A 14529-nucleotide genomic window follows, 5' to 3' on the forward strand; every position below is an offset into this window, starting at 1 on the left:
TTTGCTCAACCTGAAGCTTGCCATCCGAGCGGAGATTGGACAGCTGATTCGGTCAAGCACATGATTCAGATGAGTGGACGATCATCCGTGAAGGCCAGTCGAACGGCTGACAGCAACAGGACGATCAGGAATAGAGCCAGACCGATTGTGCAGGCATAACTGATCTCAAGCTCCGCAAACGCTTGGTCGTAGACGTAATAAACAAGCGTGCGTGTGGAATCTGCAGGTCCACCCTGAGTCATCAGAAACACCTCTTCAAATACCTTGGTGGCTGCAATCGCTGAAATCACTGCAACCAAAGTGAGATATGGGCGTAACAGAGGAAGGGTGATATCAAGATGTTTCCTCCAGCCTTCACTGCCATCGAGTTCAGCTGCCTCATACAGCTCAGCAGGAATCCCTTGAAGTCCGCCCAGGAAAATCACCATGTAGTAACCCAATCCTTTCCACAGCGTGACCAACATCACCGAAGGAAGCGCCAGAAGAGGGTTGGTGAGGAAATCAATCGGAATGAATCCAGAGCCGATGAGAGCGCCGAGCCAGCCGTTGATCAGTCCGTTTTCCGCATAAAGCCATCGAAAGGCGATGGCTGCAACAACAATCGAAACGAGCACCGGGGTGTAAAAAGCAGCCCTGATGATGTGAATTGATGGAATCGCCCTGTTCACAAGCACAGCCAAACTCAGGGCACCGAGAACAATCGGTGGTACAACGCCGAAGAGATACAACAAAGTCGTTCCTAGAACTTTGTAGAACATCGGATCGCCTGCCAACCGCCGCAGATTGGCGAATCCGATGAAACGCAAAGGTTCTGAAACATCAAGACCAGTTTGCGTGAAGCTCATGACCAGCGCCATTGCGGCTGGAATCAGCACCGACAAACCAAGCAGGATGAGCGCAGGACTCAGAAAGCCCCAGGCCGTGAGGGTTCTGCTGCGATCAACCTCGGATTTCATCAAAATCCAACCCGAAACGTTTCGTGCTGAGGATAGGGTCAGTGACCATCACCCCAGAGACAACAACGGCAATGGAACCACAAGCCAGGATCCGTGTTGCCCTCGAACGCAACCCCTATGACGTGATCATCGGTCGGGGACAGCTCAACCATGTGGGTGACGCAATCTCTGCGCTGCAAGTGCGAGAAGGCACCCGAATTCTTGTGGTGAGCAACCCGGATGTCGCCGATCACTACGCCGCTCAATGCCTGACCAGTCTCGAGACAGGAGGTTTTAGGCCGGTGCTCCTCCAGATCGATGCTGGCGAGGAGCAGAAAACCCTCGACACCTTCAGGATCATTCTTGACGCCGCACAACGGAATGGTCTGGAACGCACCTCCTTGATGCTGGCCCTAGGTGGCGGAGTGGTGGGTGACATGACTGGATTCGCTGCTGCCTGTTGGCTACGAGGCATCCCGGTGGTGCAGGTTCCCACGACACTTCTGGCGATGGTGGATGCCTCGATCGGAGGCAAAACCGGAGTCAATCATGCCTGTGGAAAAAACTTGATTGGGGCATTTCATCAACCATCGCTGGTGTTGATTGATCCCCTCACATTGAGAACACTGCCCACAAGGGAGTTCCGTGCTGGGATGGCGGAAGTGATCAAATACGGAGTGATCGGCGATCCTGAACTGTTTGATCGTCTCGAACAGGCTGACGATCTCAGCGAGCCAGGCAGGATGGATCAGGAGTTGCTGCAGATGATTCTCGAGCGATCCGCTCAGGCCAAAGCTGCAGTGGTTGCCGCCGATGAACGGGAAGGCGGACGCCGGGCGATTCTCAATTACGGCCATACCTTCGGTCATGTCGTGGAGACACTCACGCGCTATGGCACGTGGCTGCATGGTGAGGCCGTTGCCATCGGAATGGCAGCTGTTGGTCATCTTGCCGTCATCAAAGGCCTCTGGACGGAGTCAGATCAGCAACGTCAGTTGACCCTGATCCGTAAGGCCGGGCTACCCACCCAATGGCCTTCACTGGCAATCGACAGAGTGCTTGACACACTTCGCTCTGACAAAAAGGTCCGCCACGGGCAGTTGCGATTTGTCGTGCCGAATGCCATTGGATCGGTGCTAATCAGTGATCAGATCAGTGATGACGACGTCAGGCAGTGTCTAGAGGGCCAGCACTGACCTGTTGAGGATCCCGCAGTAAACGGCTGAGTTGCCCGAGGGCATTCTCTGGTCTTTCGTTCTGCCGATGGAACACCATCCAGCGCAGGTCACCGAGACAGGAAGGATCCACCAGGCGCAGCAGAGTTTCTCGACGGCGCAGTGCCTCTCCCAGTTGCGCAGCGGGAAGGGATTGAAGGGCACTGAATCGTTCGGCCAAGCCAAGAGCAAGAAGAGCCTCCCCTTGACGGCGTTGTCCTTCAAACATCCAGCCATGCATTTCAGCTGCTGCAACCACACCGTCCACACAGAGATGGGCCGTGATGTCCTGGGTACCGGCATTGCGAAGGACATCATTGGTTGCGACCTGCTGTTGATAGGACAGCAACGTTCCATCGCTGCGATGGCAGGTGTAATAGCGATCAGCTTCAAAGGCATAATCCACCACCAGCAGCACACCCTGTTTCACTGCCGCAGCGGCATCACGCATCCAGGGGGCAACGGATGCATGCCATTCCGTGGTCCAGCCATCCTCGGCTCCAACGGGTGGGATCACCATTCCTGAGCGATCACATTCACTCTGGAACCGTGCCCTGAGCTCTCCATCGAACGGCCCCTCCGCCAGATGAATCTGTGCTGAGGAACCCTCGTCTCGGAGACGAACCATCTGACGTTGCAAGGTTCCGGATCTGAGCACCAACCGCTCAACGGAGAGAGCATCCAGCAGCTCATGTGCCACCACAACGCCGACCAAGGGGTTGAGGCGTAAGTCCTCGAGTGAACTCCAGCGGCAGGGAATGGCAGGGCTAGCGCCTAGGCGCTGCTTCTGCCGCAGTTCCATGCCTGGGTTGCACTCCACAAGAACGCAGTCCAAACGATCGACCAATCCAGGTGCCTTGCTGAGAAGCAGGGGGATGAGCTGGGCGGTGAGAGTGCCTTCACCCGGGCCCACATCCACCACTGAGAGGCGGTCATCAGGATGGAATTCAGCCAGGGCTTGAAGCCACTCCACCAGCTGATCCACAAGCAGTTCAGCGAAGTCCTCCCCGAGGGATGGCGATGTTGTGAAGTCGCCTTCCGGCCCGACCGCAAGACGGCCCGATCCATACGCCCCATGGTCGGGGTCGTGAAGGGCCCAGTGCATGAACAGTGAGAAGGGAACCTCTCCTCCGGATTGCCGAAGTCGGTCCAGCAACCAGGCTGGGCAGCACACATCCGAGACCATCAGTTGGTGAGAATGGCGGGCAGACGTTGACGATCATGGGCTTCCGCCGAACACTCTGTCGCTGGGCGGCAGTTCTAATCCTTCCTCTGCTGCTTCTGCTTGCAGCACCCGTACAGGCCATCGACAACCCTGAACTGCTTCCGGATCACCCGACCCCTGTGATTGATCTGGCCAGAATTTTCAGTGCAAAGGAACTGCAATCGCTAGAAGTGTCATTGGATGCCTTCGAGCAACGCAGCGGCTGGAAGATCAGGGTTCTGACCCAATACGAACGCACCCCAGGATTGGCTGTGAAGGAATTCTGGGGGCTCGATGAACGCAGCTTGCTGATGGTGGGGGATCCCCGCGGCGGCAATCTGCTCAATTTCAACGTGGGCGACGCGTTCTTCGCCCTGATGCCCCGTACTTGGTGGGTCGAGTTGCAAACGCGCTATGGAAATCAGTACTACGTGCGTGACCATGGCGAGGATGGATCGCTCATCGCCGCGATTGATGCTGTGGAACTCTGTCTTGACCGCGGTGGTTGCCAGGTGGTTCCCGGTCTTCCCACCGAGCAATGGCTCTGGACACTCAGCACCTCAGTACTCGGAGGCTTGATCGCCGGCTTTGCGGCCTATCCACGCAAGGAGGGGGAGCGTGTGGCGTGGGCGTGGTTACTGCTCCTTTCTCCTCTCTGGATCATGCTGTTTGGGGTCTTCGGGATCGCTCCGGTCGTGACACGCACCAGTGAGCTCCTACCTCTCATCCGCAACGCCATGGGATTCATCGGAGGGGCGGTTGGTGCGTATTTAATCGCGCAAGCAACGGTGGGCCGACGTTTAAGTGAATCAAACGATTAAGGGGTGAAATGCATCGATCCCTGAGGATTTTCCTCAGGGCATGTCACAAAGAATGGTGGGGCCTGTGCAAACAGGGGCTTTCGGCATGCCGGAATCAGTTTGAGAAGAATCGGCCGACAAGGATTCTCTCTTGGCATCACGAATCTGGCGCAGCTGGGCCAAATTCAAGTTGTAAAAACCTTTGAGATTGGTGAAACGCTTCACGGGCTGCCCGTAATAGCTGCGTCCGCGCAGTGTGGGAAAGGATGCCCATTCTGGGGCCAGTTTGGCCGCAAGAATCGGTGTCATGACACCTGTATCGGTCAGGCTCAAAGCCTTGCGGCGCTGAATCAGAAACAGCGCACCCTGATCCTGAACTTCCGGACCGAAACCACGAACGCCGAGGCTGCGCTTCACTAAATCCCAGGTGAAGGGCATGAACTGATAAGCACCCGCTGCAGCACTGGCATAACGGGAGGAATAAATCACCCTGTTGGGATGACGATCCAACGATCGCATCAGTCCACCACCGAACATCACCCTGTAACCCAGATCGAGGCCACCCTTCCAGGTTCCCTCTGCAAAACGAATGGTGTTGAGCATCGCCCGACGTTCCGGGGTGATGACGTAGGGGAGAGCCGACATCTGGGCTTCCTCAGGAAGCATCACCAGACGAGAACGATCGTTCCCCACCGGAGGAAGAACGGCAAACGCAGGAGCTGATAAAGACAACAAGGGCAAGACGCTTGCTGATACCGCCGGAAGAACACGACAGATCAAACGAGCAAGGGAAGTCATGCAGATGAAGCCGTAGAACAGGAAGTTATGAACGCTTTAAAAGCGAGATTCAGAACTCCAATGTTGAGAACAACACGGCCTGACTGTGTCGAATAGCGGGGTTGCCACCTAGATCACCTGTGACACGCCGCAAATCGTCCAACCCCCGACCAGCTGCCTCGACCCCGAGCAGGGCCAGATCAGCACTGCGATCACAGCAGAAATAAGCCAGGCCTATGGAGGCCATCAGATCCGCTGAACAGTATCGATTGCGACTCTCTTCACAGCCTTGGCGGCCTCAATCGCACCAGTGGAAGCAAGCCTGCCGTGGGTGGGCGGCTGCAAGGGCTGATCCAATCCCCAGCAACCCGATTCAAGCTCCTCCCGCCGAAGAATGCGATGGGACGCGTGCTGCCTGAGCCCTTCCATCAAGGTTTCGGCTTCGGCGAATCCCTGACGCTCCACCACATGCAGTCCCAGATCCGCTGCCATGGCCTCGCAGAAACTGCTGAAACCCGGTTTTCCGAGATGTCGCCTGCAGTAGGGCATCACATCCAGGGGGCGAACGTCGTCGGGGAGCAAGGTCACGTTGTTGATCAACGCGAGATGCTTTCTCAGATCGGGATTCCGCGGCCTGTTGAGCAAGAAGCGATGATCAGGCCAACGCGTAAACAGCGAAGGCTCCAGTCCCAGTCCGAGCCCTCCGAAGCCCACCAGCACGTTCGGAAATGAGTCCTTTTGCAACTCGGCCTCAAACGCTGCGGGAAGGGACCTGGGTTCAGCAGCGACCAACGTCAAACTGATTTCCCGCAGGTGCCAGTTCATCGCCAGGGAGAACGGGCAACGCAGCAGCAAGGACCCGCGTTGATAGCACTCCTGCGCGCGGCGGACCCATCCCTCGAAGGCGGATCCGAGAGGTGTGTAAATATCATCCCAACCGAAATTACCCATCCAGACCAATGGAGCCTGCAGCCGCTCGGCGAGCTCAGCTGCGACGGGTGGAATATCGCCGATAACGAGCACTGGCGTCTCCTGGTTGGATATCCAAGCCACTTCCTGATCCAACCGCTGGGGCAGGGCATCCTCCAGATCCTGCAACGCCTTCAGAGTGGCGGCCGGGTCAGCACCGAGAGCATCGGCCTGGAGCATCCCCACATCCCATTGCACAGGACGAAGCACCACGGGAAGGTCCCGAAAAACGAGCTCGAGGAAGCAGCGATCCACCATCGTGCTGATGACCAAGGTCCAGTCGGGACAGAGCGCATGCAGCTCCCGCAGCATGGCGGCCTGGCGGGCTGCATGGCCAAAACCATGACTGCTGATGCAGACATAGATCAACATCAATCGGGTCCCCGCGCGCTCAGGCGGTGGAGCGTCTGTTCGTAAGCGAGGTCCCCCTGCGGCCTATACCAGCGATGACTCACCAGCGTGGGCAGGGTGCCATCAAATTCAACCCAGGTGAAGTGATGGAGGGGTTGCCCCGATGCATCCACCCCCGTGCGTGGGACACAGGCTGCATTCACGTACAGCGTGCCCACCCGGTCGCGGTGAAAGGTGATGCGTTCGCCTTTACCCCCGCGCAGATGGTGGTGCATATGCCCAAACACCACGAGATCAGCACGCCGCCGCCGTTGCATGCGATCCAAGGCCAACGCAAGATCACGATCACCCCAATCAATCGCCGGTTGTTTCCAGTCCCGCCCGCAGGGACTCGAAGCATCAGACCCCAACCCAGTGGGACCGCTATGGGCAAGCACCACAAGCGGCCAGTCGTCGGGAACACGACCTGCGGCTGCAACGATCCGCCTGGCTGATTCCTCTTCCGTCACCGGACCGAACACAGCTTGAACCGCGTGAGAGAGGTGAAACCCTCCTCCGGCGCTGCAGGGACGGGCGCCGACAATGCCGACAGCAGGGGCCTGCCAGGAACGGAGTGCCCATGAACAGTTGAGTTCGCCCAGCAGAGTCAACTGCTGCTGGAGAAGAGCACCACTACGGTCTTTGCCCCGATCATGGTTGCCAAGGATGACCGCCACCGGACAGGCCAGCTGCTTGATCCGTTTGACCAGCCTCAGGTCACCATCACTGAGATCACCCACGAACAAGAGGGCATCGGCGCCCAGTTGCTCCACCAGCTCAGCATCACGGTCTCCCCAGTCACCGTGCAGATCTCCGGCAATGGCGAGACGGAGCGTCGTCAGAGCAACTGCCTAGGCTGAGTCCATCCTGCCCCAGAAGGCTCAGATGAGCGCTGACACCGCCCTTGTTGCGGCGATCAACCGACTCCGCAAGGAGCGCAACGCTGTGATCCTTGCGCATTACTACCAGGAGCCGGCAATCCAGGACATCGCTGATTTCATCGGCGATTCCCTCGAGCTCTCACGAAAAGCGGCAAGCACCGATGCGGATGTGATCGTGTTCTGCGGCGTTCATTTCATGGCTGAAACCGCAAAAATCCTCAGTCCAGAAAAAACAGTTGTTCTGCCGGACCTCGACGCGGGATGCTCCCTGGCGGATGACTGTCCAGCCGATGAATTCGCCAGATTCCGCGCTGAGCATCCGGATCACCTTGTGGTGAGCTACATCAATTGCACCGCGGCGGTGAAAGCACAGAGTGATCTGATCTGCACCAGCAGCAATGCTGTGGACCTGGTCAATCAGCTGCCGGCCGACCGGCCGATCTTGTTTGCTCCAGATCAGAATCTCGGCCGTTGGGTGCAGCGCCAGAGCGGCCGTGACCTCACCCTCTGGCCAGGACGTTGCATCGTCCATGAAACCTTCAGTGAAGAGGCGGTGTTACGCCTGAAGCTCGAGAATCCCAAAGCTGAGGTGATCGCTCACCCGGAATGCCAGGAGAATCTTCTGGATCTGGCCGATTTCATCGGCTCCACCAGCAAACTGCTCAATTACACACAAACAAGCTGTTCCGACACTTTCATTGTGTTGACTGAGCCGGGGATTCTCCATCAGATGAAGCAGCGGGTGCCGGACAAAACGCTGATCGATGTACCAGGACTCGATGGCTGCAGCTGCAACGCCTGTCCCTACATGCGTCTGAACACGCTGGAGAAGCTGCGCGATTGTCTTGAAAACCTTGCGCCTCAGATCGCCATGGAGGAATCGCTCCGTTCTGATGCCGAGGCTCCGATCCGCCGCATGCTCGAGATGAGTCGCTGAACGGCATTGGTGGGGATGCCGCTTCTCGAACACACCGACAGCGGTCTCTATTGCCGCGCTGCTGATGCCTGGATCGATCCGTCTAGACCTGTCAGACGCGCGCTGATCACCCATGCCCACGCTGATCATGCCAGGCCTGGCTGCCACGAATACTGGGCTGTTGATTCATCCGAAGGAGTCCTGAGACAACGCCTTGGGCAGGAGATCACTCTCCATGCCATGCCCTACGGCCGCCAGTTCTGGCTCAACCAGGCCTGCGTGTCGTTTCACAGTGCCGGGCATGTGCTCGGCTCTGCCCAGATCCGCCTGTGCGTGGAAGGTGAGGTGTGGGTGGTCACCGGTGACTACAAGCGATGTGACGATCCAAGCTGTGAACCGTTTGAGCTGGTGCCGTGCGATGTGCTGATCACCGAGGCCACCTTCGGGCTGCCGATCTATGCCTGGGAGCCGGGGTACCGCGTTGCTGAACAGATTCGAGCGTGGTGGCAGGGGGAACAGGAGCATCCATCCTTGCTGTTCTGCTACTCCTTCGGAAAGGCTCAACGGTTGATGGCGGAGCTGCACGCCATCGGCGTTGAAGACGAGGTGCTGCTTCACGGCGCCGTGGAAACCGTGACCCGCAGCTACCGAGAAGCCGGAATCGCCATGACGCCAAGCCGGCCAGTGAGCGCCATTTCCAGCAAAGATCCTCTTGCCGGACGCTTGATCCTTGCTCCGCCATCGGCCCATCGCTCCGCCTGGATGCGTCGGTTCCGTTCCCCCCAGACAGCCTTCGCCTCGGGCTGGATGGCTGTGCGAGGTGCACGTCGACGCCGCGGCTACGAACGTGGCTTCGTGCTCAGTGACCATGCCGACTGGCAGGGATTGATCCGCACCGTTCTCGACTCCGGAGCCAGAACGATTTACGTGACCCACGGCCAAAACGATGTGCTGTCGCGGTTTCTGAGGGAGCGCCATGGGCTCGATGCCCGCCCCCTTGAACAGCTCAGCTGACCTAAGGTCGGAGCACCGTTTCTTCACGATGCTGCTCAGACGTCTTGCTCTGGTGGGGACCGGTACCACTTTGGTTGTCCTGGTTTCACCGATGGCGGCTTAGACAGTGACCATCACGATTGAACAGATCAACAGCGTTGTGTTCCCCGCTGATGGCAAGTCCGCAGCGACGGACATCTGCACGGGCTTAAAAGAAGTTGTGCTCAGCAGAGATCGGATCGGAACAGCGCTCGCGGAGGTCCAGCAGGCTCTATGGCGCTATGCCGATCGGAGCTACGTAAAGTCAAACGAAACAGGCTTCAACCGTGCTGCTTTGTCGGTGCCGGGATGCAATGTGCAAGTGACTGGACCTGAGAACAGCAACCTCAATCGCTGGAGTTTCTGAGCGGCTCGCAGGCTGTCTGCACGGTTATGGATGCCTTCGCCACGTTGATTGACAGCCTGGATCAATCCACAGGCACGACGCGCAAGGTTGACCTGATCGCCGAGCATCTGCACGCCGGCGACGCCCACGACAACGCCTGGAGCACATTGCTGCTCATGGGCGAAAAACGAAGGCGACTGATGACCGGTCGCCGGCTTCGGGACGTTCTTCAGGCCTGCGACGCCATTCCCGACTGGCTCTTCGAGGATTGCCAGAGTCACGTCGGTGATTCCGCTGAAACGCTGGCCCTGCTCTGGCCGCAGCTCAAGGGGGCGATCCCGCCACAGTCGGTTGATTCCACGCTGAAACACTGGATCAGCACAATTGAGACCCATCCACCACTGCATTGGTGGATGGAACAGCTGCTACCGGCGCTGGCTGCGCTTGAACCCCAGCTCCAGAGCGCCGCGCTGCTCACGATCTGGAGCACCCTGCCTGACGAGCGCCATTTTCTGTTCAACAAGCTGCTCACCGGAGGCTTCCGCATCGGAGTTGCCAGAGGGCTGGTGGTCAAAGCGATCGCCAAGGGGTTTTCGCTTGAGGAGGCTTTGGTCCTGGAACGATTGATGGCACCACAGGAGCCGTCGCAACGCTGGTTTGAAGGACTGACGGCAGCACCAGAAGCGGAGCGGGTCAATCGTGGACCGGTCCCCTATCCCTTCTTTCTGGCCAGCCCCCTTCAGAGCGACACCCTTCGGGACACGCAAGCCAAGGACTGGTGGGTGGAACACAAATGGGATGGGATCCGGGGTCAACTGATCAAGCGCGAATCCGGAACGTATCTATGGAGTCGTGGAGAGGAATTGATCAATGAACAGTTTCCTGAGCTGATCGAGATGGCGGCTTCCCTTCCGGATGACACGGTTCTCGATGGCGAAGTGATCTGCTGGAGAGTCGATGCGGATCGGCCCCGACCCTTCAGTGATCTGCAGCGCCGTCTGGGACGCAAGAGTGTGAGCCGCAAACTCCGTGAGGAGTGCCCGATCTGCTTCGTGGCCTATGACCTGCTGGAAAGCCAAGGACAGGATCGTCGCAGCAGAACGCTTGAAGAGCGTTTGATCGCGATGGACGAACTCCTCTCCCCAATGAACAAGGCCCGATCTGCGGGACAGTTACGTATCAGCGCCGGGGAGACGCTCAGCGCGTGGGAGAACCTCGACACCCTTCGCCAGCGTGCCGTCAATGAAGGTGCTGAAGGGCTGATGCTGAAACAGATGCAGTCCCCCTACTTGAGTGGGCGCAAACGCGGTCACTGGTGGAAACACAAGCGCGATCCCATGACCCTGGATGCGGTGCTGATCTACGCCCAGGCAGGACGTGGACGCCGGGCCAATCTGTTCACCGATTACACCTTCGCGCTCTGGGACCGTCGATCGTCAGATCCTGAAGAACATCAACTCGTGACCTTTGCCAAGGCCTACTCCGGCCTAAGCGACCGAGAGATTCTCGATCTCGATCGCTGGATTCGCTCAAACACGCGGGAGCGTTTCGGACCCACCCGCTCTGTGAACCCGGAGCTGGTGTTTGAAGTCGGTTTCGAAGGCATTCAGCCATCCAAACGACATAAATGTGGACTGGCAGTTCGATTTCCCAGAATTCTGCGTTGGCGCCAAGACCGTTCGGCTGAAAGTGCCGATTCGCTCGAGCAGGCGAAGCAGCTTTGCGAAAACGAAGATCTGAGAATCCAGTCAGAACAAATGACTCACCAAAATGGTCTAAAGAGAATTTAAGAATGATTGATGAAGTCGCCGTTGGCAGGGTTGTTCTGATCTGACTGATCTCCTGACTCCCATCGAGCGCTGGTTTGCGCGTCAAGGCTGGACGCCCATGCCGTTCCAGCGACGGGCCTGGAACGCCCACCTGAGCGGTCAGAGCGGATTGATCCAGGTTCCAACCGGGTCTGGGAAGACCTACGCCGCCGTGATGGGCTCGATCGCTCGCATGCTCGAGGCACCTTCTGAGCAGAAAGGCGTTCGACTCCTTTACATCACGCCCCTGCGCGCCCTGAGCCGTGATCTCGCTCTGGCAATTCAGCAACCGATTGATGCCATGCAATGGCCTTTGAGGGTCGGCATCCGCAATGGAGACACGCCAACAGCCGAGCGCTCACGCCAGATCAAAACGCCTCCGGAGATTCTGATCACCACGCCCGAGTCTCTCTGCGTGCTTCTGGCTGGTCGCCACTGCGAGCGTCTCTTTCAAACTCTCGACAGCGTCATCCTCGATGAATGGCACGAACTGATCGGTAGCAAGCGAGGGATTCAGGCCGAATTAGCGCTCAGTTGGTTGCGACAACAACGCCCCGCGCTTCAGACCTGGGCCATCAGCGCCACCATCGGCAATCTGGAGGAGTCGGCACGGCATGCCCTCGGAGTCCGTTGCGATCCCTGTCTGATCACCGGAGCGCCGAAGCGGGGCCTCAGTGTGAGCAGCATCCTTCCGGACAGCATCGATGGCTTTCCCTGGGGAGGCCATCTCGGCCTCAGACGTTACGAAGACCTTGTCGGATCCCTGGTCCCCACCACCAGCACACTGCTGTTCACCAACACCCGCAACCAGGCGGAACGCTGGTTTCAGTGCCTGCGCTACGCCTGCCCTGAGATGGAGGGCCTGCTGGCTCTCCATCACAGCGCTTTGGATCGCAGCGAACGCGAAGCCATTGAAGCCTCGGTGAAAGCAGGGTCCATGCTTTGGGTGGTCTGCACCAGCTCCCTGGATCTGGGGGTTGATTTTCAGCCGGTTGAGCAGGTGGTGCAAATCGGATCTCCCAAGAATCTGGCCCGCCTGCTGCAAAGAGCCGGGCGTTCGGCCCACTTGCCCGGTGGCACATCGAAGGTGTTGTTCATGCCAACCAACGCCTTGGAGCTGCTTGAGCTCAGTGCCGTGCGTCGCGGACTGGAAAACGGTTTGGTGGAAGAAAGACGGCCACCCAAGTCACCGCTCGATGTGCTCCTTCAGCACCTCACCACACTCGCCTGCGGCCCGGGCTTCAAGCCTGCATCAACGTTGGATGCGATTCGCACCACGGCCAGCTACCGACACCTCAGCGAGAGCGACTGGCAGTGGTGCCTGCGCTTTCTCGAGCAGGGAGGCGATTGCCTCGGGGCTTACCCCCGCTACAGAAAGTTGGAAGCCACAGACGACGGACGCTTCGTGATCCGTGAAAACGCCATTGCCAGGCTGCATCGCTTCAACATCGGCACGATCACCTCCGCTCCATCCATTCGCGTGCGCTTCGTGCGTGGCTCGGTGCTCGGTCACGTCGAAGAAAATTTCATCAGCCAGCTCAAGCCCAAGGATGTGTTCTTCTTTGCCGGACGCCAGTTGGAATTCGTGCGCCTCAGGGAGATGACCGCATATGTAAAGAGCACCACCAAGAAAAGCACTGCTGTACCGGCCTGGGCTGGTGGGCAGATGTCGCTGTCTGATCTGCTCACCCATCATCTGCGCGAAGAAGTAGCCCGGGCCGGGCGCGGCGAGCTCGACACACCGGAACTGAAAGCGCTTGAGCCCTTATTTGAGCGGCAGATGGATCTCTCCACCCTGCCTGGAAGCGAACAGTTGCTGATCGAAACCTGCCGAACCCGGGAGGGGATGCACCTTTACGCCTATCCCTTTGAGGGCAGGTTTGTGCATGAAGGGCTTGGCTTTCTCTGGGCAACGCGCCTCACGCGCGTTCAGCGGGGAACGATCACCGTATCTGTGAACGATTACGGATTTGAACTGCTGGCTCCGAGGGGCTATCCGATGGACCAGCTGCTGGAGGACCACCTCGACGAGCTCCTTGATGACACAACGCTGGAAGAGGATCTGGAGCAGGCCCTGAACCTTTCGGAACTGTGCCGACGCCGGTTTCGCAGCATTGCCCAGGTGGCCGGACTGCTGGTGCAGGGATTCCCGGGCCAGAACAAATCCACCGGCCAACTGCAGATCAGCGGTTCCCTGCTCTGGGAAGTGTTCAGCAAACACGAACCCAACAACCTCCTGCTCCGCCAGGCCAGAGACGAGGTGCTGCAGGAGCAGCTCGAGCTCCCTCGCCTGCGATCCGCTCTACAACGGATACGCAAGGGCGACACCCTGCACTGCCCCACGCCGCGTCCAGGGCCACTCGCTTTTCCCCTGCTCGTGGAGAGGCTGAACAACCGCATGACCAACGAATCCGTTCAGGAGCGCGTGGAGCGGATGATGCGCGAAGCGTTGAACCAGGAGCAGTAGCGCCAATCAAATCGCTACGGCACGCACATCTACACCATCATTAATCTAATTTTCAAGCCATCAATCATTCCAGCCAAGGCCCACCAATAACCTCTCAATACCGCATCAAACCAAAAGAAGCGTCAAAACCAGTGAGTACACTAGGCGTCACAAAGAGCTTGCCTAAAAAACATTATGAACCGACAATTTTGCTATCGCAAAAGCGATTGCAGGCACCAGAAATCAGCACATTTCAACAAATTGACTGAGCAGCATCAGCACAAAACAAGAACTTCAAAAACGCAATCAACCTCGAGGCGCACCCTGCCGTAGAAAAAGACAATTTATAACCTTATGGATGACCAGCCAAAACGACGCAGACAATCACCGAAAGCACACAAAGCAGCAATGATCAAAAGTGCATCATAATTTACTGAACCTAAAATAACGCTCGCTAGGCTTGGCTCATCTACAAGCAAAGTCGTATGCTGAGCACGAAACAACGACTAAAACTAGAGTCGATTTGCAATCGAATAACAAAAGCTGTTGAAGTTGAACTTGATGAAATGATTTGGGTGTCAAAGCTGGCCAAAGCTAATGGCTCAGCAGGTGAGATGCTGCGCAAGGCAAGGCGAACTGTGGCTACACCAAACATGCAACCTGGTAACTTTGATGATTTTTTGAATCAGATGGACATCGGCTTTGTCGACCCTTGCAACCATCGCAATAACCTTCAAGGAGTCGATGACATTACACAATTCTTCAGCCAAGACAAGCCGGATGACTGGCGCCAACGAGACTAAGACAAACG

Annotated in this window: 14 protein-coding genes; 8 read left to right on the top strand and 6 right to left on the bottom strand. The window is 57.7% G+C overall.

Annotated elements, in window-relative coordinates; all coding sequences use genetic code 11:
* Positions 1-65: 65 nt before the first annotated feature.
* On the bottom strand, positions 66-956 hold the full coding sequence (locus tag ACLM45_RS02935) for a carbohydrate ABC transporter permease (protein WP_006041404.1): 891 nt from the start codon (positions 954-956) through the stop codon (positions 66-68).
* A 71-nt stretch (positions 957-1027) separates the two neighbouring features.
* On the opposite strand from ACLM45_RS02935, the gene aroB reads away from it, so the two are divergent.
* Positions 1028-2131, top strand: coding sequence for a 3-dehydroquinate synthase (gene aroB, locus ACLM45_RS02940; RefSeq protein WP_415411333.1), 1104 nt, complete (start codon positions 1028-1030; stop codon positions 2129-2131).
* On the opposite strand, the gene ACLM45_RS02945 is transcribed toward aroB, so the two are convergent.
* The gene (locus ACLM45_RS02945) at positions 2103-3335 is read right to left on the bottom strand and encodes a class I SAM-dependent methyltransferase (RefSeq protein ID WP_415410482.1); all 1233 of its coding nucleotides are present in this window, start codon (positions 3333-3335) and stop codon (positions 2103-2105) included. The two genes, aroB and ACLM45_RS02945, sit on opposite strands and share 29 nt — an antisense overlap.
* 35 nt (positions 3336-3370) lie before the next feature.
* On the opposite strand from ACLM45_RS02945, the gene ACLM45_RS02950 reads away from it, so the two are divergent.
* Positions 3371-4174 carry a TPM domain-containing protein gene (locus ACLM45_RS02950; protein ID WP_415410483.1) on the top strand — a complete coding sequence of 268 codons (804 nt, stop codon included), beginning with the start codon at positions 3371-3373 and terminating at the stop codon, positions 4172-4174.
* Positions 4175-4207: 33 nt separating this feature from the next.
* On the opposite strand, the gene ACLM45_RS02955 is transcribed toward ACLM45_RS02950, so the two are convergent.
* The 4 genes from ACLM45_RS02955 to ACLM45_RS02970 are packed head-to-tail and all read right to left on the bottom strand — an operon-like array spanning position 4208 to position 7062.
* Positions 4208-4951, bottom strand: a complete 744-nt coding sequence (locus ACLM45_RS02955) for an endolysin (protein WP_415410485.1) — start codon at positions 4949-4951, stop codon at positions 4208-4210.
* A gap of 49 nt (positions 4952-5000) precedes the next feature.
* Positions 5001-5177 carry a hypothetical protein gene (locus tag ACLM45_RS02960; protein WP_415410487.1) on the bottom strand — a complete coding sequence of 59 codons (177 nt, stop codon included), beginning with the start codon at positions 5175-5177 and terminating at the stop codon, positions 5001-5003.
* Positions 5177-6271 (bottom strand): hypothetical protein, encoded by a 1095-nt coding sequence (locus ACLM45_RS02965; protein ID WP_415410488.1) that lies wholly within the window; start codon positions 6269-6271, stop codon positions 5177-5179. Before ACLM45_RS02965 ends, ACLM45_RS02960 begins: the two co-directional genes overlap by 1 nt.
* Positions 6271-7062: a TIGR04168 family protein gene (locus tag ACLM45_RS02970; protein WP_415410489.1), complete on the bottom strand. Its 792-nt coding sequence runs from the start codon at positions 7060-7062 to the stop codon at positions 6271-6273. The genes ACLM45_RS02965 and ACLM45_RS02970 overlap by 1 nt, the downstream gene beginning before the upstream one ends.
* Before the next feature lie 112 nt (positions 7063-7174).
* Between ACLM45_RS02970 and nadA the strand changes: the two genes are divergently transcribed.
* The 6 genes from nadA to ACLM45_RS03000 all read left to right on the top strand — a co-directional run bounded on the left by nadA (position 7175) and on the right by ACLM45_RS03000 (position 14521).
* Positions 7175-8107, top strand: a complete 933-nt coding sequence (gene nadA, locus ACLM45_RS02975; RefSeq protein ID WP_006041412.1) for a quinolinate synthase NadA — start codon at positions 7175-7177, stop codon at positions 8105-8107.
* 15 nt (positions 8108-8122) lie between these two features.
* Positions 8123-9100, top strand: a complete 978-nt coding sequence (locus tag ACLM45_RS02980; RefSeq protein ID WP_415411334.1) for a ligase-associated DNA damage response exonuclease — start codon at positions 8123-8125, stop codon at positions 9098-9100.
* Between the two features lie 106 nt (positions 9101-9206).
* Positions 9207-9485: a DNA ligase gene (locus ACLM45_RS02985; RefSeq protein ID WP_415410491.1), complete on the top strand. Its 279-nt coding sequence runs from the start codon at positions 9207-9209 to the stop codon at positions 9483-9485.
* A 26-nt stretch (positions 9486-9511) separates the two neighbouring features.
* Entirely contained in the window at positions 9512-11254 is a 1743-nt protein-coding gene (locus ACLM45_RS02990; protein WP_415410493.1) for an ATP-dependent DNA ligase, read from the top strand.
* A gap of 40 nt (positions 11255-11294) precedes the next feature.
* The gene (locus ACLM45_RS02995; RefSeq protein WP_415411335.1) at positions 11295-13739 is read left to right on the top strand and encodes a ligase-associated DNA damage response DEXH box helicase; all 2445 of its coding nucleotides are present in this window, start codon (positions 11295-11297) and stop codon (positions 13737-13739) included.
* 464 nt (positions 13740-14203) lie between these two features.
* Entirely contained in the window at positions 14204-14521 is a 318-nt protein-coding gene (locus tag ACLM45_RS03000) for a hypothetical protein (protein WP_415410495.1), read from the top strand.
* Positions 14522-14529: the final 8 nt, after the last annotated feature.

It is taken from the genome of Synechococcus sp. A10-1-5-9 (assembly GCF_047716785.1).
In the GTDB taxonomy this organism is placed as follows: domain Bacteria; phylum Cyanobacteriota; class Cyanobacteriia; order PCC-6307; family Cyanobiaceae; genus Synechococcus_C.